The sequence below is a fragment of the Neolewinella aquimaris genome, from assembly GCF_014197245.1.
Classification (GTDB): Bacteria; Bacteroidota; Bacteroidia; order Chitinophagales; family Saprospiraceae; genus Neolewinella; species Neolewinella aquimaris.
In genome coordinates this window covers 369,007-391,362 of record NZ_JACIFF010000004.1, presented here as the reverse complement: position 1 = coordinate 391,362, position 22,356 = coordinate 369,007, and the positions used below count along the sequence as shown (strand labels likewise).

Annotated in this window: 16 protein-coding genes; 6 read left to right on the top strand and 10 right to left on the bottom strand. The window is 58.3% G+C overall.

All coding sequences use genetic code 11. The features are described 5' to 3' along the window. The first annotated feature begins 540 nt into the window (after window positions 1-540). Window positions 541-915, top strand: a complete 375-nt coding sequence (locus GGR28_RS10225) for a cupin domain-containing protein (protein ID WP_183495683.1) — start codon at window positions 541-543, stop codon at window positions 913-915. A 295-nt stretch (window positions 916-1,210) separates the two neighbouring features. On the opposite strand, the gene GGR28_RS10220 is transcribed toward GGR28_RS10225, so the two are convergent. Then, on the bottom strand, window positions 1,211-1,996 hold the full coding sequence (locus GGR28_RS10220; RefSeq protein ID WP_183495682.1) for a nitrilase-related carbon-nitrogen hydrolase: 786 nt from the start codon (window positions 1,994-1,996) through the stop codon (window positions 1,211-1,213). 48 nt (window positions 1,997-2,044) lie between these two features. Then, complete coding sequence (locus GGR28_RS10215) at window positions 2,045-2,356, bottom strand: antibiotic biosynthesis monooxygenase family protein (protein ID WP_183495681.1); 312 nt, start codon at window positions 2,354-2,356, stop codon at window positions 2,045-2,047. 848 nt (window positions 2,357-3,204) lie between these two features. On the opposite strand from GGR28_RS10215, the gene GGR28_RS10210 reads away from it, so the two are divergent. After that, a complete protein-coding gene (locus GGR28_RS10210; protein ID WP_183495680.1) occupies window positions 3,205-5,094 on the top strand; it encodes an amidophosphoribosyltransferase in 1,890 nt (629 codons plus the stop codon). Between the two features lie 18 nt (window positions 5,095-5,112). Here the strand turns inward: GGR28_RS10210 and GGR28_RS10205 are convergent, their stop codons facing one another. Beyond that, window positions 5,113-6,228, bottom strand: coding sequence for an adenylate/guanylate cyclase domain-containing protein (locus tag GGR28_RS10205; RefSeq protein WP_183495679.1), 1,116 nt, complete (start codon window positions 6,226-6,228; stop codon window positions 5,113-5,115). A gap of 221 nt (window positions 6,229-6,449) precedes the next feature. Beyond that, window positions 6,450-7,559 (bottom strand): adenylate/guanylate cyclase domain-containing protein, encoded by a 1,110-nt coding sequence (locus GGR28_RS10200; protein ID WP_183495678.1) that lies wholly within the window; start codon window positions 7,557-7,559, stop codon window positions 6,450-6,452. Window positions 7,560-7,815: 256 nt separating this feature from the next. Between GGR28_RS10200 and GGR28_RS10195 the strand changes: the two genes are divergently transcribed. Together GGR28_RS10195 and GGR28_RS10190 are read left to right on the top strand one after the other, a co-directional pair. Further along, window positions 7,816-10,578, top strand: a complete 2,763-nt coding sequence (locus GGR28_RS10195; protein ID WP_183495677.1) for a M16 family metallopeptidase — start codon at window positions 7,816-7,818, stop codon at window positions 10,576-10,578. A gap of 92 nt (window positions 10,579-10,670) precedes the next feature. Further along, complete coding sequence (locus GGR28_RS10190) at window positions 10,671-11,834, top strand: PQQ-dependent sugar dehydrogenase (RefSeq protein WP_183495676.1); 1,164 nt, start codon at window positions 10,671-10,673, stop codon at window positions 11,832-11,834. Between the two features lie 87 nt (window positions 11,835-11,921). Here GGR28_RS10190 and GGR28_RS19360 read toward each other — a convergent pair whose 3' ends face one another. From GGR28_RS19360 to GGR28_RS10175, 3 genes are all read right to left on the bottom strand, one after another. Beyond that, window positions 11,922-12,746, bottom strand: coding sequence for a methylated-DNA--[protein]-cysteine S-methyltransferase (locus tag GGR28_RS19360; protein ID WP_183495675.1), 825 nt, complete (start codon window positions 12,744-12,746; stop codon window positions 11,922-11,924). A gap of 48 nt (window positions 12,747-12,794) precedes the next feature. Continuing rightward, window positions 12,795-13,118, bottom strand: coding sequence for a hypothetical protein (locus GGR28_RS10180; protein ID WP_183495674.1), 324 nt, complete (start codon window positions 13,116-13,118; stop codon window positions 12,795-12,797). 103 nt (window positions 13,119-13,221) lie between these two features. Continuing rightward, on the bottom strand, window positions 13,222-13,980 hold the full coding sequence (locus GGR28_RS10175) for a hypothetical protein (protein WP_183495673.1): 759 nt from the start codon (window positions 13,978-13,980) through the stop codon (window positions 13,222-13,224). Between the two features lie 87 nt (window positions 13,981-14,067). Between GGR28_RS10175 and GGR28_RS10170 the strand changes: the two genes are divergently transcribed. Then, a complete protein-coding gene (locus GGR28_RS10170) occupies window positions 14,068-14,850 on the top strand; it encodes an alpha/beta fold hydrolase (RefSeq protein WP_183495672.1) in 783 nt (260 codons plus the stop codon). Window positions 14,851-14,852: 2 nt separating this feature from the next. On the opposite strand, the gene GGR28_RS10165 is transcribed toward GGR28_RS10170, so the two are convergent. Together GGR28_RS10165 and GGR28_RS10160 are read right to left on the bottom strand one after the other, a co-directional pair. Further along, window positions 14,853-17,990 (bottom strand): hypothetical protein, encoded by a 3,138-nt coding sequence (locus GGR28_RS10165; protein ID WP_183495671.1) that lies wholly within the window; start codon window positions 17,988-17,990, stop codon window positions 14,853-14,855. A gap of 86 nt (window positions 17,991-18,076) precedes the next feature. Further along, window positions 18,077-19,579 carry a S8 family peptidase gene (locus tag GGR28_RS10160; RefSeq protein ID WP_183495670.1) on the bottom strand — a complete coding sequence of 501 codons (1,503 nt, stop codon included), beginning with the start codon at window positions 19,577-19,579 and terminating at the stop codon, window positions 18,077-18,079. Between the two features lie 258 nt (window positions 19,580-19,837). Here GGR28_RS10160 and GGR28_RS10155 point away from each other — a divergent pair, with 258 nt between their 5' ends. Further along, window positions 19,838-21,487 (top strand): M1 family metallopeptidase, encoded by a 1,650-nt coding sequence (locus GGR28_RS10155; protein WP_183495669.1) that lies wholly within the window; start codon window positions 19,838-19,840, stop codon window positions 21,485-21,487. 239 nt (window positions 21,488-21,726) lie between these two features. Here GGR28_RS10155 and GGR28_RS10150 read toward each other — a convergent pair whose 3' ends face one another. Continuing rightward, on the bottom strand, window positions 21,727-22,299 hold the full coding sequence (locus GGR28_RS10150; protein ID WP_183495668.1) for a DUF3109 family protein: 573 nt from the start codon (window positions 22,297-22,299) through the stop codon (window positions 21,727-21,729). Between the last annotated feature and the right edge of the window lie 57 nt (window positions 22,300-22,356).

Here is a 22,356-nt window from a genome sequence, read left to right as displayed (position 1 = left end):
TGCAACTAAACTACTCCACGTAGGGAAATGAGCTTACAGCGCGGAAGAAGATTCTTTATTCACCTTACGTGTACACCTTACCCGGGGAACTGCTGAAGTAGATGAAAGCATACCCCATAATCGATGGATAACCACGAGGTTAGGAGGATGAAGACTACGTTCTGAGTTATATCAGGGTATTCCGGCGATTGGAAACGGGAGTTGATAGGCTGTCTATCCGAAGATTTACTGAATTTAATTATAGAACCGGTAGTGGAGTGGATAAATAATGTATCACGGTGGATAGAAATGACCGGGAATACGCCGAATATTTTCTACTACTCTTGTAATAACCGGGTGCAACCCCTACTTTAAATATCGAATACCCATTATCTAATCCAATAGGAAGGCATACTTCAGCATAGCTTGTGCACAAGCGATGCTGATGCATTTATCCAGTATACCCATCATGGCCAGAAAGCCAACATGGGTGTAGCTGTTTGCTGAATACCCTGACAGCGTTCCTGGAACGGCCATTCCTACCTCAATCACTGTAGCGTTATGAAAATCAATAAAACCAATATTCCAGTGACGATGGAAGCACCGGGAATGAAAATGCGGACCAAATCCGGATTCGGAGGAATGGACGCGAACTTCCACGATCTGCCGGCAGGAACTGACTTTACCCCTTTACTGAAGGGCTTGGAAAATGACAGTTGTCACTGCCCCCATTATGGATACCTTTTCGAAGGAAAATTGAAGGTGATCTACGATGATGGTAAGGAAGAGATCATTCAAGCCGGGGACATGTTTTACCTGCCCCCCGGACATACGGCAATCGTAGAAGAAGACATCAAGTTCATGGACTTTAGTCCCACCAAGGAACATACCGAAGTTCTCACCCACGTGGGTGAGATGATGGCCAAAATGGGATAAACTGTCTTGCGGGGCGGGCGTCGCGCAGGTGCAACGCCAACCAGTGCCTTTTTTGACTTCCCCATGCCGCAGGCAGACCCGTAACCATGAGGACAATCTGTTGCGAGTAATACCCAAGGAAAAAAGCAATCGGCTTGGCAAATGTGTTCCGGCGGAGCAACAACTTTCCTCCTTTACCGAAACGATACCTCTGCGTGCGGGTAAAAATTTGGGCCGGGCCCATTCGGCGGAGGGGCTTGGTTCTTTTTGGATGAAATCGTTATCCGCTGACGCTCGCGTTCCGGACCAGGCTCGGTCAAAAATAAAGTTCCGGCCGGCGTTCCCCCAAGGCTCCGATCCGCCCACGTGATCGTTCGATCTCCGCCAGATCTATTTTTGCGTGTAGTAGGGCTTCCTCCGATTCCGATCCCCGGGCCAGTACTTCGCCGTTCGGGTCAATGATCATGCTATGTCCCGAGAATTGCGTGCCGGCATCCGTGCCCACCCGACTGGAAGAGACGATGAAAATTTGGTTTTCGATGGCCCGTGCCCGCAGCAGGGTAGTGAGGTGATCGACGCGCACGAGGGGCCAGGCCGCGGGCACAAAAAGTAGCCGGACGCCCCGCAGCGTCAGCGCACGCGCCACCTCGGGGAAGCGTAACTCGTAGCAGGTCATGATACCCGCAACCACGCCTCCCAGCGAAAAGATGCCCAGTTTATCCCCGGGCGTGATGTACCGATGCTCGTTGATGGGCTCGATCGATACGAGGTGGGTCTTGCGGTAGGTATGCACGAGGGTACCGGTAGCGTCGATCACCGCGGTGGTGTTATAGAGCTTATCTCCTACTCGCTCGGAAAGTCCCAGGACGACGGTGGTATTCTTCTCCGCCGCCAGGTGCTTTATTCCGGCAAGGTGATCGGGCCCCCAGAAGACCGCCCGCTCCGTGATCACGTCCATGGCGTAGCCCGTATCGCACATTTCCGGAAATGCTATAGCGTCGTATTTGCCGGGGGGGAGCGCCGTCAGGATATCTTCAATGCGCTGCAGGTTACGATCGACGGCTCCGAGTTCCGCGTTGAATTGGTAAGTGGCAATGTTCATGTGCGCAAAGTAGGGAATCGGGGTAGGCCACCATCCTCCGAAGTCCCATCAATTCTCCTTGGCCGCGATCACGTCGGTCAGGGCGTAGTGGTTCATCTCCTCGATGCAATTGAAGTAGGGGCGCACGTGCTGCAGGAATCCGCGGAAGGCGGGGGATTTCCGGAATCCGTTAAGGTGGTCCGCGGTGGAGGTCCAGCGTATGCGAAGGATGAACTTCGTTTTGTCTTCCTCACAGTGGGTGAGCTCGTATCCCAGGCAGTAGGTGGACTCGTCCAGTGCCGCCGCCGCCCGCCGGTAGGCCGTGACGAAGGATTCCTGCTGTTCGGAGGGGATGTTGTAACGGATGTATTCAATGACCATGGGTGGGTGTTTTATCGCCGCGGATCTTACGCAGATTACCGCAGGTTAAGGGACTGGATCAGAGGGATTACCGGAATGCACACCGAATTTGGGGTAGCGCAGATCAATTCCGCGTTTATACTAAAATAAGGGCTTCTCCCGAAATTGCTCCGCTCCTGCGCGCCGCCGCCCGCTTCCCCTGCTTTAACCCAAGCGCGCCTAAAATCTCCCTGATATGTCGCCGATTGTCGCCCAGTCGGCCGACGACTCCAACGTGCGGTAGCCAAATGGTACATGGTACATGGTAAACTGTACATTGTAAATCTCTCCTCCCGCTTAGTCGGCGCACGATCCTCGTACCTCGGTCGGCCGACGACCCCAACGTGCGGTAGCCAAATGGTACATGGTACATGGTAAACTGTACATTGTAAATCTCTCTTTACGCTTAGTCGGCACACGAGCCTCGTGCCTCGCTCGGCCGACGACCCCAACGTGCGGTAGCCAAATGGTACATGGTAAATTGTAAACTGTACATTGTAAATCTCTCCTCCCGCTTAGTCGGCGGACGATCCTCGTACCTCGGTCGGCCGACGACTTACCAAGCCGAGCGCAGCGAGTGGATGCCGGCAATTTTACATTGTAAATTTTCAATTCCAAACCACTCCCCCAGTCGGCGGACGATCCTCGTACCTCGGTCGGCCGACGACTTACCAAGCCGAGCGAAGCGAGTGTATGCCGGCAATTTTAAATTAAAAATCCCCAATTTTAAATTTCTCCCCTTCCCACACCGCTAATTCCCAAACACAACGCACCCGCGGCCCCGCCCAAAGCGTTGTACCTTTGTCCCTCCCCAAAAAGGGCGCCCTGACATGAGTGAAGCCATCCACCACGAGTGCGGACTAGCAATGATCCGCCTCAAAAAGCCACTGGATTACTACAACAAGAAGTACGGAACCCCCCTGCACGGGCTCAAATGCCTCCAACTGCTGATGCGCAAAATGCGCAACCGCGGACAGGACGGCGCCGGGATGGCCACGATAAAACTCGACCACCCGCCGGGGAAAAAATTCATCAGCCGCAAGCGGTCCAATGCCTCCAACTACCTCGACGACCTCTGGGCGGGGGTCTACAAACGCTTCGACGTGCTCACCCCCGAGCAGTTGAGCGACGGGGAGTGGCTCAAGGAAAATCTGCCCTACACCGGCGAAGTAATGATGGGGCACCTGCGCTACGGCACCCACTCGAGCAACGCCATCGAAACCTGCCACCCCTTCCTGCGGCAGAGCAACTGGAAGACCCGCTGCCTGATCGTAGCCGGTAACTTCAACCTGACGAACGTCAACGAACTCTTCCAGGAACTGGTAGAGCTGGGACAGTATCCCAAGGAAAAATCCGACACCGTGACCGTGCTTGAAAAGATCGGTCACTTCCTCGACGACGAGGTGCAGCGCATCCACAGCTGGCACAAGCCCGACGGCCACACCAACATCGAGATCAACGACATCATCGCCGACGAACTCGACGTGCAACGGCTGCTCAAGCGGGCCAGTAAAAAATTCGACGGCGGCTACGTGATGGGCGGCATGATCGGCCACGGCGACGCCTTCGTAATGCGCGATCCGGCGGGCATTCGTCCGGCCTTCTACTTCGAAGACGATGAATTTGTGGCGGTAGCTTCCGAGCGGCCGGCCCTGCAGACGGTCTTCGACGTGCCCTTCGAGGCCATCAAGGAAGTAGAACCCGGCCACGCACTCATCATCAAGAAGAGCGGGCAGACGAGCATGAAGCCGTTCACCAAGCTCCTGCCACGTGCGGCCTGCTCCTTCGAGCGCATTTACTTCAGTCGGGGCAATGACCGCGACATTTACCTCGAACGCAAGGAACTCGGTCGCCGACTCGCCCGGCAGGTGGCCAAGGCCGTGAAGTACGACTTCGACAACACGGTAGTCAGCTACATCCCCAATACCGCCGAGACCGCCTTCCAGGGCATGATTGAAGGACTCGAGGACGAGCTCCGCTGGTGGCGAAAAAAGGAAATGAAGCGCCGCAAGAAGAAGGGAAAGAACGGCTTCGGTAAGGTGCTTAAAACCAAGGTGCGCAACGAGAAGATCGTGGTAAAGGACGGTAAGACCCGCACCTTCATTGCCGACACTTCCAGTCGCGATGACATGGTCAGCCACGTGTACGACGTCACCTACGGCATCGTGCGCGATGACATCGATACGCTGGTACTACTCGACGACAGCATCGTGCGCGGTACCACCATGCGCGACTCCATCATCAAGATCGTAAGCCGGCTAAGGCCGAAGCGCATCATCATCGTCTCCTCGGCACCCCAGATTCGGTACCCGGATTGCTACGGGATCGACATGTCCAAAATGGGCGAGTTCGTTGCCTTCAAGGCCATGGAGGCACTGCTCGTGGAGGGCGGCAAGAAGAAGCTCATCAAGCAGGTCTACAAAAAGGCCGTTGCCGAGCTGAAGAAGCCGGACAAGAAGCAGAAGAACATGGTCAAGCAACTGTACGACCAGCTCAAGTACGAAGACGTCAGCAAGAAGATCGCCCAGATCATGACCCCCAAGGGTACCAAGCCGAAGGTCGACGTGATCTACCAGACCATCGAGGACCTCCAGGAATCCTGCCCGAACAATAACGGCGACTGGTATTTCAGCGGTAACTATCCGACGCCGGGGGGCTTTCGGGTGGTGAATAAGGCGTTCGTGAACTACATGGAGGGGAGTGGGGAAAGGGCTTACTAAGTATGCTATTTCCCGCGGTCACGAGGTTACCTTATCGCTTATACCGGTTTTCGTGACGGTGAATACCTCCAGGGATTGTTTACGGCCGCGGAGTTCCTGGTGGCCTACGGATCGGGTTGCAAAGTCCGGCGTGACGGGCAAAGCTTCCAGTAGGGGGGCGGAGACCAATAGTTTCACGCCAAAGAAATTGCAGAGGTCCTGGAGGCGGGCGGTGGTATTGAGGACGTCACCGGTGAACATGATGTGGCGTTTCAGCACGCCGATCTCGCCGGTAGTAACCTGTCCGCAGTGGAGGCCAGCCTTGAAATTGGGTACCACGCCGTATTCAGCCGTGTACCAGGCGGCGCGATCGGCAAGCAGGGATTCCATAGCGAAAAAGCAGCTCAGGCAATTGTTGCGGTGGAGGCCGTCGCGGAGCTTCCAGGACAGGATCATTTCGTCGCCGACGTAAAGGTAGACCTCTCCCCCGTGGTCGACGACGGCGGGAGCCAAGTCGGCGTAGTAATCCTTCAGCAGACGGAAGTAGCGCTCGTGGCCGAGGCCCTCGGCAATGGCCGTGGAAGATCGCATATCCACAAACATGAACACCCGGGTCTCTTCGCGGGGCGCGTGGTAGCTGCCGGCGAGGTACTGTAAAAAGGTGGTGTGGCCGACCAGATCGCTGAACTGGGCGTAGAGGATGGACAGGCCGATGGTCACGGCCAGCTGGAGGGCGGAGTTGATGTAGGCGTAGCTGGTCACGTAGGTGGTCAGCTTGCGCCACACCAGGGGGTCCAGGGGAGTGGTATCGTGTTCCATGCTGGCGGCAATGGGGTAGGCCAGTAACACGATGCCCTGGATGAGAAGGAAGTAGAGGATGAGCTTTGCCACCAGTTTACGGGCGAAGGAAGTGCCGGCGAATAGTCCGGACACCACACTGAGCTCGATGTGGCCAACCACCATGCCGAATACCGCCATGGCGACCAGGGCGAAGGCCAGAATTTCGGCATCCGGTACGATGACGCCATCGGAGGTGGGGAAGTGCCCCCCAAAGGCCGTCCACTCGTCGAGGAGAAAGACCACGGCCGACAACAACCAGATGGCTCCGAAGGGCAACAGGCGCACCATTTGCCGCCGGGTTTTCGGATCGAGCATGGGAGGCGGGTGTTCTTTCCTTTAAAATAAGGATTTCAGCCCATTACTGCTACCGGCGATTATCATATGCCGGGCTACTCCGATTGCACCCAGTACGTTTACCTGGTGCTGACGGCATGCGGCCGAAAACCGGCAGTCATACACCCTGCCCTAGAGAGCAACTGACTGACCGTAAACTGCGTAGCTAGCGTTTCGTACCCTGCTGAGGTGAAAGTTGCAATCTACAATTGGGGCACGGGGGTGCACTGGGTGACCGTATAGAGCTCGAGTTCCTCGGTTTTGCCGCGCAGTTCCTTGCATCCGATGGACTGGGGGTGGAAGGCCTCATTCGGGGGAAGGAGTGCGATGAGGGGAGCGGATACGAGCAGGTCGACGCCGACGGTGTTGCAGAGGGATTGCATGCGGGCCGTGGCGTTGAGGACGTCGCCGGAGAACATGATGTGCTTCTTGACGACGCCGATCTCGCCGGTGGTGACGCTGCCGTAGTGGAGTCCGGCCTTGAAGTCGGGGGCAACGCCGTAGTGCTCCCGGTACCAGTGGGCGCGCTCGCGCAGGTCGTGTTGCATGGCGAAGTAGCAGCGGAGGCAGGTGTTGTCCTGTAGCCCATCGGAGAGTTTCCAGGAGATGATCATTTCGTCGCCCACGTAGAGGTAGATCTCTCCCCGGTGACGGATCACGGCTTCGGCCAAGTCGGCGTAGTAGGTTCTGAGGAGGTCGAAGTAGCACTCGTGCCCGAGGGATTCGGCGATAGTGGTGGAGGAGCGCATATCTACGAAGAGGAAGATGCGGTGCTCCTCGCGGGGGTGGTGGTAAGTGCCGGTCAGGTAATTCAGGAGGGTGGTGTGACCAATCACCTCGCTGACCTGGGCGTAGACGATCGATAGCGTAATGGCTACGCCGAGCTGTAGGGCGGTACTCAGATGAATCAGGCTATTTAGATACTGCCAGAGCCTGCTCCAAACGTGCGGATCTAATACGGTCGTATCCGTCTCCATGCTCGCGGCGATTGGGTAAGTCACCAGAACGACCAGGTGAATGAACACGAAGTAAATAAGGAATTTGTAGACTGATTTGCGGAAGAACGACTGTCGGATGAAGAGCTTATTCAGGTGATTTAGTTCCACGTAGCCCACGAATAGACCCAGGCCCAGCATCGACAGAAGGGCGAATATCAGGATGTCCGTATCGGGGGAAATCATCGTATCGGAGGAGGGAAAAGTGCCTCCGTAGGCAATCCACTCGATTAGTAGAGAAATGGCCGCCGTCAGTAACCAGATAATTCCGAAGGGAATGATGCGGTACCAATCGCGACGGACCTTGGCGGTGAGCATAATTAACGGGCGGTTGGTGACGATAGGGTGGTGAGTTCCCAAAAATAGGGGAGGAAGCGTCGGTAGTACAAACTGAATCGACGAATGTATGGTAAGACATGGAAGTGTGGAATTCACCGGCATGGTGGGAAGCGGAAAGCGGATTATGGGGGTGAGCGGATTGGTAGAAGAAGACCCGCCGTTGGTCTAAATTTGTGCAACGCACGTGTATTTCTTCCGTCCTTATGGGGTCAAATCTTCTAACCAAACCGACACTATGCGCCACTTAAACCTATCGATCCTAACGCTGTGCTTCAGCCTGCTGTGGTTGACGACCGGAGCACTGCAGGCACAATCCACCAGCGCCGAGGGACCGGAACAGATCACTTCCGTAGAGGGAATTACCGAGTACCGGCTTGACAATGGCCTTACGGTGCTGCTCTTTCCCGACCAGTCCGTCCCCACCATCACCGTCAACGTGACCTATAAGGTCGGCTCCCGCCACGAAGCCTACGGCGAAACCGGCATGGCCCACCTCCTCGAACACCTGGTGTTCAAGGGGACGCCCGACCACCCTAATATTCCCCAGGAACTGACCGAACACGGCGCCCGTCCCAACGGCACCACCTGGTACGACCGTACCAATTACTTCGAGACCTTCTCCGCGACCCAGGAAAACCTGGACTGGGCCCTCGATATGGAGGCCGACCGCATGGTCAACTCCTTCATCGCCAAGAAGGACCTCGACAGTGAGATGACCGTGGTGCGCAATGAATTTGAGAGCGGCGAGAACGATCCCGGCGGTGTACTTATGGAGCGGGTACTGAGTACCGCTTACCTCTGGCACAACTACGGCAAATCGACCATCGGTTCCAAGGCCGATCTGGAGAACGTACCCATCGAACGGCTGCAGGGATTCTACCGCAAGTACTACCAGCCGGATAACGCCGTCCTCGTCGTAGCCGGTAAATTCAATCCGGAAACCACCCTGGAACTGATCCAGGAAAAATTCGGTGCTATTCCCCGCCCTGAGCGGGAATTGTATCCTACCTATACCCGTGAGCCGATCCAGGATGGCGAGCGCTTCGTCGAGCTCCGCCGCGTGGGCGATGTACAGGTGGTCCAGGCCGCCTACCACATTCCGGCCGGCCCCCACGCTGATTTTCCGGCCATTGCCGTACTGATGGACGTACTGACCGATGAGCCCGGTGGTCGCCTCTATACCGCACTGGTGGAAGAGGGCAACGCCAGCTCCATTTGGGGCTTCGCTCCCGCGCTCGCCGAACCCAGCTTCGCCTTTTTCAATGCCAACGTGCTGAAGGAGAACGACCTGATGGAGGTGGAAAACAAGCTTAAGCATACCCTCGACAGCCTCGCCCAACACCCGCCCACCGAGGAAGAAGTGAAGCGCGCCAAAGACGGTATCATCAAGAATTTTGAAATCAATCAGCGCGACGCGAACCGTGTGGGCCTGACCCTCAGCAGCTACATTGCCCAGGGCGACTGGCGCCTCGGATTTATCTTCCGCGATCGCGTGGAGCAGGTGACCGTCGCCGACGTAGTCCGGGTAGCCGAGAAGTACTTCAAACCACAGAACCGCACCATCGGCCGTTTTTTCCCCGTTGCCACCCCCGACCGCGCGGAGATCCCCGAAGTGAGTGACCTCACCGCCATGACGGAAGGCTACGAGGGCCGCGAAGCCATCGCGGAGGGGGAAGAGTTCGATCCCGCCTACGATAACATCGATAGCCGCACCGTCAGCGGTACCCTCGGGGAGAAGGGTAACATCGAATTCGCCCTACTGCCCAAGGAAACCCGTGGCAACAGCGTGAATGCCATGCTGCAGCTACGCTTCGGCAACCTTGACGTGATGAGGGGTAGGGCGGTAGCCGGTGACAAGGCCGGCAGCATGCTGATGATGGGCTCCGAAAAGTACACTCGCCAGCAGATCCAGGATAAGCTCGACGAACTTAAGACCCGCGTGAGTATCGGTGGCGATGCCGACGGTGCCTACGCCTCCATCGAAACCGAGAACGAGAAACTTCCCGAAGTGATCGACCTGATCGGAGAAGTGCTGCGCCACCCTACTTTCCCGCAGTCGGAATTCGACAAGATGATCAAGGAAGAACTTGCCGCCATCGAGGAGCGCCGCAGCGATCCCCAGGCCATCGTCTTTACGGAGATGCAGCGCCGGGCCAGCGATTTTCCGAAGGACCATCCCTTCTACGTCATGACCTTCGACGAGGAAGTGGAAGCCCTGAAGAACCTCAAACTGGAGGACGTAAAGCAGTACTACAATGAGGTATACGGCGGTGGTGACATCACCTTCTCCGCCAGCGGGGACATGGACGTTGAAGCCGTGAAGGAGGCACTGGAGCGCAACTTCGGCGACTGGGACAGCCCGACTGAGTTCCAGCGCGTCGCCCGCGAGTACCAAGCCGTCAAACCCGAGATGGTGAAAATGGAAACCCCCGACAAGGCAAATGCTTGGTTTGTAGCCGTGCAGACCCTGCCGCTCAACGACGCACACCCCGACTACCCGGCCCTCGTGATGGGTAACTACATGCTCGGTGGCGGCTTCCTCAACAGCCGTCTGGCAACCCGCATTCGGCAGCAAGACGGACTTAGTTACGGTGTAGGCAGTCAGTTCAACGCCAGTTCGCTGGATGAGCGGGCAACGTTTATGTCGTACGCGATTTACAATCCCGAAAATCGCGAGGCCCTCGAAAAGGCGTTCCGCGAGGAGATCGACAAGGCCCGCAACGAGGGCTTCACTGCCGAGGAGATCGCCGCCGCCAAGAGTGGTTGGAAGCAGAACGCCGCCGTGAGCCGCGCCCAGGACCGCAGCATGGCCGGTGAGCTCGGAAACAACGCTTACCTCGACCGCGACATGCAGTGGGACAAGTCCCTCGAGGAGAAGATGATGGCCCTCACGCCCGAGCAAATCAACGCCGCCGTCAAGAAGTACATCGACGTGGATAAGATGGTCCTGCTCCGCGCCGGCGACTTCGCCAAAACGGAATCCGGCAAGAAGCCGTAACCACTTCTACGAACAAGCGTTACTTTGGGCGGGGCCGCAGGTGCAATGAACACAGCGCCCGCGGCCCCGCCCTCATTATTAAGCTCCTACGAATGCGTTATTTTTCCCTCCTCCTATTTGCTGGTCTCCTGGCCGCGTGCAGCAATCCAGCCACTACCGATTCCGAAATCACCGAAGGGCCCGACCGCGCCTCCGATACCGAGCCCACCATGATGCTCACCGCCGCCGGCGTGGAAGCGGAGACGGTGTTCAACTACGAGGATATTCTCTGGGGCTTCACCTGGTTGCCCGACGGCCGCATGATCGCCACCGAGAAGGGAGGCAAGCTGATGATTATTGACGGAGATTCCTCCAGCCTGGTCACTGGTGTGCCGGAAGTGCGCGATGTGGGACAGGGCGGTCTGCTCGATGTACTGCTCGATCAGGACTTCGAAAACAATCGGCTCGTCTACCTTTCCTACAGCCGCTCCGAAGACGGTGGGGAGAAAGGATTCACTTCCGTCGGCCGCGGACGCCTCAGCGACGATGAAACCACCCTCGAAGACTTTACCTCGCTGTACGACGGCGGGCCTGCTACTAGCAAGGGCCAGCACTACGGCAGCCGCATGGTCTGGGGACCTGACGACGGCCATCTCTACTTTACCATCGGCGATCGCGGCAACCGCGACGAAAATCCACAGGACACCACCCGCGACGGCGGCAAAGTATACCGGATCGCGGCAGACGGCAGTATCCCCAACGACAATCCCTTCGTGGGCGCGCCGAACGCTAAGGAAGCTACCTACTCCTTCGGTCACCGCAATCTGCAGGGAATGGCCGTCCACCCCACCACCGGAGAGATTTGGGAAAACGAGCACGGCCCCCGCGGCGGTGATGAAGTTAACATCATCGAAGCCGGCAAGAACTACGGATGGCCCGTGATCACCTACGGCATCAATTACGACGGAAGTCAGATCACCCAGGAGGTGGCCAAGCCGGGTATGGAGCAGCCCGTCCACTACTGGGTACCCAGCATTGCCCCGAGTGGTATGGCCTTCATTACCGGAGATCGCTACCCCGGCTGGGAGGGCGACTTACTCGTCGGCAGCCTGAAGTTCAGCTACCTCAAATTAGTGCACCTCGACGGCAACACCGTCACCGGCGAACAGGACCTGATCAAAAATATCGGCCGCGTCCGCGATGTGCGAATGGGTCCGGATGAGTATATCTACGCGAGCATCGAGGGCACTGGAATCGTGCGGGTCGTCCCCCAGTAGCGACGGCCTTCAGCCGAGTAGCGACGGCCTTCAGCCGTCAAGCTGCCTGCGTGTTATGATATACAGCGTGACGGCTAAAGGCCGTCGCTACCGGGCGGCCTCCCAGCCATTAATGATCGCCTTACGCTCCGGCCCCCACCGGTAACCGCCCGACTGCCCATCACCCCGAATGACGCGGTGACAGGGAATCAGGTAAGCAATGGGGTTGCTGCCGATGGCGGTACCCACGGCCCGACTTGCGGCTGGCTTCCCGATCGCACGGGCCAGGTCGCCGTAGGCGACCGCCTGGCCGGTAGGGATGCGCAGCAGCGCCTTCCAGACCTGCAACTGAAAGGAAGTGCCCCGAAGATCAAGGCCGATGGGGCGGTCGGGAGTTTTCCAGTTTCGGAAAAAGTCAGTGACCCGCTGCGAGTGCACTCCGATACCGGGCCGAATTTGCGCTTTGGGGAAGGCTGCACTTAGGTGCTCAGCGGGCGAATCGTCCTCTTCCAAAAACACCAAACTGCACACGCCGATCTGACTTTCCGCCACGACCGCCCGGCCAAAGGCGGTGGAGAAGGTATGGTAGGTGATTTGCAGCCCCTGCCCCCGCAGTCTGTAGGCGCCCGGCGTGCAACCCTCCACCTTCAGGAAGTGTGCGTGCAGCCGACTGTTACCCGACAGGCCGCTATCGTAAGCTGCGGCCAGGGTGCTACGGCCCGCGCTGAGAGATGTTTTGGCGGATTCGGTCGTTAGATACTGCAAATAGGCTTTAGGCGATACCCCCACACATTCCGTGAATAGGCGTTGTAGGTGAAACTTGCTCAGGCCGACGTGGGTGGCGATCGCATCCAGTGACGGCTGCTCCTCCTGCTGCGCCCGAATGAAGCGGATGGCCCGGGCGATGGTCTGGTAGGTGTCTTGTTCCTGCATGCTACAAAGATGGGACTGCGGAAGTGGCCGGGCAATCCGATCGTTGCGCTAGCTTAGGGCGCTGCCGATTAAAAAGAAAACGATGAGGAGGACGACACAGCCGGCTGCAATAATGCGGGTCTTTTCCAGCCGGTTCTGGCTATCGCGGTGCGACTTACGAAGCTCGTTGAGCGGTGTCTGGGCATCGTGGTTGATCCGGCAAGTGTAATCGTAACGATCTCCGCCGGTATGGTCGATGCTGACCTCGCAGAGCTCCTGGTCGAGAAAGACGGAGTAAGTACGCGATTCCCGCACTTCGAAGTCGATCTGGACGACCCGGTCGTTGCAGTGCAGGACCACGTGTTGTGTCTTGTCTCCATGAAAGAGACCCAACGTGTAATGGTTGCCTTGGTGGCCGGTAATGTTCCAAGAATGCTGTGGCATGAGGTCGGACCGGGGAAGTGGTATTATCGAGATATAAGGTACCACGATAATCTTACTCCGGGCCAACTTTAACATTCCCCGCGGGAGGATTCGTTTGTGGCCCCCAAGCCTGTTCGATGGCCGACAAATCCAGACCGTTCCACTCACCTTGTACCCCGCAGATGCGGAAACGCGTGAAGAGCTCCTCCCGGTACCAGTCGCGCTCGCGGGTCAGTTTGACCACCTCCCGGTGACGTTCGCCGGAGTAGGCGAAACGCGTCATGGCCTGGCCGCTGGTCCATAGGCTGAACGTGGCTTGCATGAACACGGGATATTCTCCGATCCCGATACTAAGTAAACGGGAGGCCTGATCGTAAACCGAGGCGCTCGCCTGGGGTACGTACCGCCAGAAATCGAATAATTTTCTGGGGCGAATGGTCGCCCGGGTGATCACGGCCACCGGTTGGGATGCATCGTAACGTTCGGGTCGGGGAGTGAAGGGATTCGTGCCGCCCCATTCACCGTGCGTCATCGTCGCTTCCAGCCGAAAGGTGATGCGCTGGATCGTCCGCGCGGTGACTTCCCGGAACCAGGGATCGGAGGAAAAGAAGGAGGTGGCCAGGGCGTCGTTTTCCCAGTGGCTCACGAGTGCGTAGACCCCCCAGTTGGGGGAAAGCCCGAATCCGTTGCCGCCACCACTTCCCATTAGCCGGTGGAACTTCAGTCCCTCCACCCCGTCCAACCGCGGGTGGGCCAGTTGCATCTGCGAGAGTGCCCAGAGGCGGTCCCGAAAACCGGAATATCGAAGAAGCGTAAGGGTGGTGATGGTCAAAGGGTTTGGACTAACAAACTATGCCCGCGCGGCAACCGTTCAAAGAAAGTATGCTTATAGTTGTGCCTAAATTGTAATTTCCGCCTCATGAATTTGAAGATGAAGAAAGACGGTAAGTTCGAATTCCTGGAAACGGGGGGCTCGGGCGAACCCCTTCTCTTGCTGCACGGGCTCTTCGGCGGACTGAGCAATTTCGGTGCCCAGATCGAAGAATTTCACAGCCGCTTCAACGTGATCGTACCCACCCTGCCCATGATGACCCTGCCCCTGCGCAAGGTTTCGCTAGCCGGACTGGTCGATCACCTCGCCGATTTCGTGAAACACAAGCGGCTCGATAACCTACACCTGATGGGCAACAGCCTGGGCGGTCACGTAGCCATTCTCTACGCCATCGATCATCCCGAACGCATCGGCTCGATCACCCTGGCCGGCAGCAGCGGACTGTTCGAAAGCGCCATGGGCAACAGCTTTCCGCCGCGGGGCAACTACGAATTCATCAAGAAAAAGGTGGAAAGCACTTTCTACGACCCGGCCACCTCCACGAAGGAGTTGGTAGACGAGGTCTACAACACCGTCAACGATCGCAGTAAGGGCATCCGCATCGTGATGACCGCCAAGTCGGCCGTCCGCCACAATCTGGCCCATAAGCTTCACCACATCGAAGCGCCTACCCTCCTCGTGTGGGGCAAGCAGGACGAGATCACGCCCCCCTTTGTCGGCGAGCAGTTCCACGAACTGATCAAGGACTCCGAACTGCACTTCATCGATCGCTGCGCCCACGCACCGATGATGGAGCGCCCGAAGGAATTTAACCGGATCATGGGCAATTTCCTGCAGCAGGTAGCCGCGCGACAGCCCTCGCCGGCCTGAGGTTAGCGTGCTACCGTCCGGGCGGTCAGTTTTGATTCCAGACCTTTTCCGAAGGTTTCACCAAAACCGGGTTTGAGGGCATTACCGGTGGTAAGCTTACCGACGAGTTTGGCAACGCTGCCGGGAATGTCCGCAAAGTCGAACTCCATCCGTAAATTGTGATTGTTGCCGGTGAACACCAAGTTCATGTCTACGCTGGCCGTAAACTCATTACCAAAGCCCAGAGAGGTAGCAAACTCCATGCTCCGCAGGTCAAAGGCCCCGATGGTATTGTCAATCATGAATTTGGCGGCATCGATGGTGCCCTGGGATACACCGATTACAACATCTACTCCCGTAGTGGCGATCGTGAGCGCAGCATTAGCGGCCCCCTTCTGGGTATGCAGGCTGATCAGTTCGGGGTCGTTCGGTAGGACATCGGATAGATCGGCTATCTTGTTAACCGCTTGGGCGTAGACCGCAAGGGTAGCCTTTGCGGACTCCCGGCCTGCCTGCATCGTTATTTTGCGAGTTTCCAGAACGGCCTTTTCGGCAAGCTCGTGCGGCCAATTGCCCAATTTGTCGATCTTCTTCTGTAGATCTTTAATTTTTCTATTAAAATCCCTCACCACCACTATCTGGCTGTTATAGATGGCGTTTGCCTTGTCCCGCTCCCGCTGCCAGGCAGCTTTGACCGCCGCTTCACGGGCCACGATCTGTTTGTCCAACCTGCGCACCGCCTTCCGCTGATTCTCCAGTTTGCGCCGGTTGGCCAGCAGCGTCTGCCGTGCGTCCCGGGAAGCCTTGTCCAGGGCGGCGGTCGCTTCGCGGGTGATGCGGGCCAGAAACTCATTGCGCATGGCTACCCGCAGTGCGATGCCCGTTCCCTGGTTGGAGTTCAACTTGCCCTTTACTTCAAAGATGCCCTCCAGGTCGTCGAGGAAAGAACCCCGCATCAGCATTTCGAAGCCCTCCCCGTCCACCAGCATCCGGGTGCCGGCCGTGAAACCGAGCAACGTAGCCTCCCCGTCCACTTCGAAGGTGGGCAGCCGGCCGGTGGAGACGTCGAAGGCCACCAGCGGTCCGGGCCGGCCAATGCCCCGCACGGCAAGCTGGCCACCGGCCAGGTTGATGGGGTCCAGGGAGCCCCGTCCACTAACGCCCGCGTCGTTCATGCTACAGTCCATGCGCCCCTTCACCCCCAGCAGATTCATCGCGGCCCCGAAGGCGACCCCCCGCTGATAGGTGACGCCGAACAGGGTCAGGTTGTCAGTGGGTACGATGAGCACCTTCCCGTCCTCCAACCCGCTGCCCAGCACGTCGCGCAACGATCCCTTGATGCCGTGACTTTCCACAAAAGCATCGATCATGCCCAGTGGAGTGATTCTATTCACCTCAATAGAAAGCAGACTTTTAGCCGGATTGGCCACATTGAGCGCCACGGTCAGGGCTCCGGTGAGGTGCTTCTTCCGGTTCCGCACCGTACCCAAACGCGCGGCACCGGTGAGGCCGAGGGAACTGAGCAGGATGGGACTGCGCGGACTAATGCCGGCACTGCCCCCCAGTTTACGGATGCCGACGCCGGGAATGCCGAAGGGCTCGGTCCATTCCGGGATGGCCTCCTCGTTGCGGGTCAAAAAGTCGGTGGCACGTCGGGCCGCAACGGGAGGGTTCAGCGCCTCCAGGAAAAACTCGCCCGCAAGGCTCTGATCCAACGCGTTGACCTTGAAGCTGGCATTAAATCCCAGTAGGTCGCGATCGACCTGAGCCCGCAGTAGCCCCGCCAGGCCGAATTCTAGACCCGTCTGCGCACCCAGGCGGGTAAAGAGGTTGATGTCTCCCAGTTCGACGGTGCCGTCTTCATTGAGCTTAAGCGTCTGGTCCAGATCGGCGGTAAAACTGCCGTGGTCCAGGTTGCGGGACAGCGTTCCCGTGAGCCGGGCGCTTTCGAGGTTCAGCATATCGCCGATGTCGCTCAGGCCTTCACTGAATTTCAGATCGGCGATCAGGTTCACCCCCTCGGCAACGGCCAGGTCGTTCATGGCGGCCAGGCTGGGCAGCGCCAACTCGACCGATTTATCGGGCAGGGCAGACACCACGAACGATGTACCTCCCAAATCCAACTGATTCAGGGGGGTCAGCAAACCGTGAATGCTACCGTAATCGAAGGTGGCGGGCGGGGCCAGGCCGAAGATCAAATTCGCGCGGGGGCCGCTGCCGTCCAGTTGCAGCTCCGCATCCCCCATAGACGTACTGCCACGTGTGGAGAGAATCTTGGCGAATGGACGGGCGGACACCGCTATGGTAGATAAGCTCAGCGATTTCAGGGGCGGCGGCAGCAGCGTGACGAGCCGGCGGGTTTCGGGGCCGGTAGCCAGCGCATCGAGCAGAATGGACAACGAGAGTTCGGTCAGGCTACCCGTGAAGTCGATTTGATTGGGATCGGAGTTGAGCGTGGCGGCTACCTGAACGTTCGTCTGGCCCAGTTTTGCCGTGCCGGAGATCGTCCCGCCAATGGTGCGCCCCATCTGGGTCGGGCGAACGGCCTCCAGGTCGAGCCGCGCACCACTGACAGTCAGCGGCAGGGGGGCGGGCATACGGTAGTCCGCCGTGCCGAGCTCGGCCGAAAGTTGCTCGATGACGTAACCGTTTTCCGCAAAATCGATGGTCATCGTACGCAACGCTACGGGCTGATCGGTCGGAAAACCCGGGGGGAGGTAGCGACTCAGGGAGGTGCCCCCGAGCAGTTTGTCAAAACTGGAAAGGGAAGCCTGCGCGGCCGCCGGAAAGGAAAACTGGAGGTGAGACGTCGTAAGGTCGGCCCGCAGGGTCGCCGTCACGGTCACGCCGGGCTGTCCGAATACCGAAGCCGTCGCGGCCAGGGTGCTGCTTCCGCCCGGGGAAACGACTGCGTTGAGGTCGCCGAGCTGGAAATCAGTAGGGGGCAGGTAATTAGTAATGCTGTTACCGACCGATTCGGAGGCGGTAGACGGCGGGGCCGCAGGAGCGGTAGGGGTAAACGTCGGCTGAGGAATGGGGGGCGGGACGTAGACATCTTTGGATGTCGTCGTAGCAGGGTCGGTCGGTGCTGGCGCGCGAGTGGTCGCGCAGCTAAAGGTAAGGCATAGCAGTACCAGACCCAAGTAATACGGGTGTCGCATGGATGGAGTTGTTCAATAGTGTGTTTGAACAAGTTATGGAATTCACCACACTATCGCAACCTCCCCTCCCCGTTAGCCCCGCTGGTTCAACGCGTTGCCGCATCCGCATCCACCATTCCCCATCCGAAATCGCCGTCGCGGGCAGGATAGATGCTGGCCGCTTCCTTCATCCGTTGCAGCACCTGCTCGCGGCTCTGACCGGGATCGGTAGCCCACACCAGCGCCGCAATACCCGCCGTAGTGGCCGTTGCCGCACTCGATCCGCCGACGTAGCCGGGTTGGGCGCCACTGCGACTCAGGGTCAGGCTGGTGCGGTCGTCGTCGTTTCGTCGCTGCATGACGGCTACGAAATCTACCTCACTGCCATCGTGACAGGTATTGCAGCGCTGGATCGGTGACCCGCTCTGGATGCCGGTCACGGCTACGGTTTCGCTCATGTTGGCGGGGAAGATGACGCCGTACCAGCTTGTCCAGCTCAGGCTGGTGCCGGCGGCGCAGAAGATCAGCTTTCCGCGGTTGTGGGCGTAGCGAATGCCGTCCTTGACCGTACCGCTGCTGAATACGTCGCCGATCGACATGCTCACGATCTGGGTGCCGGCGTCGCGCCCGGCGATCACCAGGGCATCCTTAACCCCGCGCTTTTCCTTGCTGGCATTGATGATCACGTCGCTCGTGGCCCGGATCGCGGTGAGGTCGCTCCTGTACGCTACGCCGACCGTGCTTCCGCTACTGGTCCGGGGCGCCGCGGCCAGACCGGCCATCTGGGTGCCGTGTCCACAACGATCGTCCGGGCCGTCCGTCCGGCTGCTCCACCAGCTGGGCTGATATACCCCCAGTCGGGAAAGCTCGCGGCCATTGCCGAAATTTCCGTTCAGCTCCGACTGCTCGGGATAGGTGCCGCTGTCGATGATGCAGAGACCGATGTTATCGCCCTGCGTCCGTGTCCAGGCCTGCTGAATGTTCATGTAATCGTAGTTCCAGGGCACCTTCGCGCCGGGAGAGACGGTCGTAAAGTCCCCCGCCGCGATCGCATCGGCCGGTGCCTCGCTACAGCCCGAGCCGGAGCGCAGTTGTACCTCGGCGGCGGTGTAGTTGCTGGGCTCCAGGTAGCGTACGTCGGCGCGCCGGCGGAATTCGCTAAGCACTTCCGGATGCAGGATCTTGACGTCGAGGATCGGTAGGATGCCATCTTCGGGAGCCACGAAGAGGTCGGTTTCGGTGATCGCTTCGCCGGTGTGTCGTTCGGTGGCGGCCAGCAGGTCGCTCACGAGTTCGTTTCTGGTCTGTAGCCAGTCTCCCGCGTTGACGTCGATCTCGTGGATGCGCGCGTCCAGGTCCTGGAAACCAGCGGGTTGGTAGCCCAACACGGCTTCGTTTTCGGACAGGGACAGGGCGGACCACACCACCTCATCCGGTGCCTGATTCCAGTCGAAGACCTTATCGGTGCTCTGTAAGTGGGCCTCAACCAGCGCGTTAAGTTCCGCACGGTCGTATTCGGTAGGTGTGGCGGTGGTTTTCGGTGTGTCTTCCCGCTCGCAGGCGGTGAGGAATAGGCACACCAGGGTGAGGGAAGTAAGTATTCTGGACATGATTTGGATTTGGGCGGGCACGCAGGTGCGGTGTATTTCCACCGAATAGCCTGCTTAATGGGTTTATGTCCTTAAAATAGGACTTTGCCCCCAATTACGGAATTTAATTTCGTAAGAGCGAGCATTTTATGGTGTTTTGCCCCTAATGTCGTTTGCGTAAAGTTGCAATTCTCCCGTCCTATACGCTGTTCAACCCTAACAAAAGATTAAAGCCCCACCGGTATTTTATCTCCCACGGATTAAAGGCGTTATTTGCACATGTTCCGATACCAGCTCACCCTGCTTTTTGCCGCATTGCTCTGCGCCTGCGCTCCCGCCCAGAACTACTTTGCCGACCGCTCCTTTACGGAAGCCGATACGCTGCGGGGTACGCTGGGACCGACCCGGTCGAACTACGACGTGACGTACTACGAGCTGCACCTAGACGTGAACCCCGTCGACCGAGAGATCGAGGGGCGCGTGGAGATGGACTATACCATCACCGGACAGCTGCCGATCCTGCAAATCGACCTCTACCACAACCTCCAGGTCGACGGCATCGAGCAGGAAGGGAAGGACCTGCGCTATACGCGGAAGGGAAACGCGGTATTCGTGGAATTGCCCCACCCCGTAGAGATCGGTAGCCGGCACCGCATGAGCATCCACTACGGCGGACAACCCACGGAAGCACAGAATCCCCCCTGGGACGGCGGCTTCGTATGGGGCCTCGACCAGAAAAACCGCTACTGGGTCGGCGTCGCCTGCGAGGGAGACGGCGCCAGTCTGTGGTGGCCCAACAAAGATCACCTCAGCGACGAACCCGACTCCATGCTCATCAGCGTCACGGTCCCCGAACGATTGTTCGTGGCCAGCAACGGCAACCTGCGCGCGGAGGTGGAAGAGGGGCGCAAGAAACGGTACGACTGGTTCGTCAGCTACCCCATCAACAACTACAACGTGTCGATCAACATCGGCAATTACGTTCACTTCGACAGCATCTACCGGAGCTTCGACGGCGAGGAGCTGGCGCTGGACTATTACGTCATCGACTACAATCTGGCCAAGGCAAAGAAGCAGTTCCGCGAAGTGCCGCCCATGCTCGAGGCCTACGAGCACTACTTCGGCAAGTACCCCTTCTGGAATGACGGCTTTGCCCTGATCGAAACCCCCTACCTCGGCATGGAACACCAGAGCGGCATCGCCTACGGCAACCGCTTCATGCGTGGGTACCTGGGTGGACTGATCCCCGATGACATGAACTGGGATTACATCATCGTCCACGAGGCCGGCCACGAATACTTCGGTAACTCGATCAGCGTAGCCGACCACGCCGAAATGTGGGTGCACGAGTCGTTTACCACCTACATGGAAGCCCTCTACGTCGAATATCACTTCGGCGAAGCGGCCGCCCGGCGCTACCTGAAAACACAATTGCGGTTCGTCTCCAACGAAGAACCCATCCTGGGGCCGGCAGACGTGAACTTCACTGACTTTGCCTCCTCCGACCACTACTACAAGGGCGCCTGGATGCTCCACACCCTACGCGGAGTGCTCAACGACGACCCCCTCTTCTTCGGCATGCTCCGCAGTTTCTACCAGGATCACGAACGCAGTATCGTCAGCACCCAGCAGGTCATCGACTACTTCAGCAATTACGCCGAGCGCGACCTCCAACCCTTCTTCGATCAGTACCTGAAGCACCCCAATCCCCCGGTACTAGAACTCCGCAAAACGGGCGACCAGGTCGAATTTCGCCTCCAATCCGACGTAGCCGGACTAGCCATGCCCGTAGGCGTCTACCTCAAAGATGAACCCGTCAGACTCCTCACCACCCCCGAATGGCAACCCATGGGCAGCGGGCTCGAAGTAGTTGACGTGCGAGTGGATACAGAGCGGTTTTTGGTGGAGCTCGAGGTGGTTAATGAATAACCCGGCGGGCAACGCTTTTAGAACCCTCGGCGTGCAACGCCTCGACCTTAAATCTGCTTAAATCTGCGTTGAAGAATGAGTCCCGGACCAGAAGCCGCCCGACCTAAGTGCGACCGAATCCGTGCTCAATCCGTGGCCCTCCGTGGTGAAAACAGTTCTCTACCTCGGCGTGCAACGCCCTGCCCTAAATCTGCGATAATCTGCGAATCAAATCCGTTTTTAATCTGCGGTAAACAAAACTACTCCCCCGAATACTCCACCGCCGCCACCAACTCCGCATACCACTCCTTTCCGTACTTCCTGATCAGGGCCGGCTTAGCAAATTCGTAGATCCGGATCTTCTCCCGCTCCCCCCGGGTGCAGGCGGCAGAGCAGATATCCCACACGTCGTAGTTGAGTGCTTCGAAGCCGGTCTGGGGATTTTTCTTGACGCGGATGGGGTAGAGGTGACAGCTGATGGGCTTTTTCCAGGCTACGTCGCCCGCATTGTAGGCCTGCTCGATGCCGCACTGGGCCGTACCCGTTCCGTCCAGGGTCATGTAGGCGCAGGCCCCGCCATCGACGAGGGGGGTGTCGTGACTTTTTCCATTACGGACCGAGGTACCCTGCTCCGCGATCGCGGCCCGACCGGCGTCGGTGAGGTAGGGGGCCACGGCGGGGTAGATGTCTTCCAGGATGGGGAGCTCGTCGCGTTCCAGGGGGGCACCGTAGTCGCCCTCCCAACAGCAGGCGCCCTTGCAGGCGGTGAGGTTACAGGCGAAGTGTTCCCGGGCGATGTCGTCGGAGACGAGGATGGAGCCGATGATGAACATAGAAGGATAAATCGGTGGCAGGGCAAGGTAGGAATCGTAGTCGGGAAGTCCGCGATT

Coding starts and splice junctions, on each gene's coding strand:
- GGR28_RS10225 (WP_183495683.1), top strand. CDS start 541: ATGAAAATCAATAAAACCAATATTCCAGTGACGATGGAAGCACCGGGA.
- GGR28_RS10220 (WP_183495682.1), bottom strand. CDS start 1,996: ATGAACATTGCCACTTACCAATTCAACGCGGAACTCGGAGCCGTCGAT.
- GGR28_RS10215 (WP_183495681.1), bottom strand. CDS start 2,356: ATGGTCATTGAATACATCCGTTACAACATCCCCTCCGAACAGCAGGAA.
- GGR28_RS10210 (WP_183495680.1), top strand. CDS start 3,205: ATGAGTGAAGCCATCCACCACGAGTGCGGACTAGCAATGATCCGCCTC.
- GGR28_RS10205 (WP_183495679.1), bottom strand. CDS start 6,228: ATGCTCGATCCGAAAACCCGGCGGCAAATGGTGCGCCTGTTGCCCTTC.
- GGR28_RS10200 (WP_183495678.1), bottom strand. CDS start 7,559: ATGCTCACCGCCAAGGTCCGTCGCGATTGGTACCGCATCATTCCCTTC.
- GGR28_RS10195 (WP_183495677.1), top strand. CDS start 7,816: ATGCGCCACTTAAACCTATCGATCCTAACGCTGTGCTTCAGCCTGCTG.
- GGR28_RS10190 (WP_183495676.1), top strand. CDS start 10,671: ATGCGTTATTTTTCCCTCCTCCTATTTGCTGGTCTCCTGGCCGCGTGC.
- GGR28_RS19360 (WP_183495675.1), bottom strand. CDS start 12,746: ATGCAGGAACAAGACACCTACCAGACCATCGCCCGGGCCATCCGCTTC.
- GGR28_RS10170 (WP_183495672.1), top strand. CDS start 14,068: ATGAATTTGAAGATGAAGAAAGACGGTAAGTTCGAATTCCTGGAAACG.
- GGR28_RS10165 (WP_183495671.1), bottom strand. CDS start 17,990: ATGCGACACCCGTATTACTTGGGTCTGGTACTGCTATGCCTTACCTTT.
- GGR28_RS10160 (WP_183495670.1), bottom strand. CDS start 19,579: ATGTCCAGAATACTTACTTCCCTCACCCTGGTGTGCCTATTCCTCACC.
- GGR28_RS10155 (WP_183495669.1), top strand. CDS start 19,838: ATGTTCCGATACCAGCTCACCCTGCTTTTTGCCGCATTGCTCTGCGCC.
- GGR28_RS10150 (WP_183495668.1), bottom strand. CDS start 22,299: ATGTTCATCATCGGCTCCATCCTCGTCTCCGACGACATCGCCCGGGAA.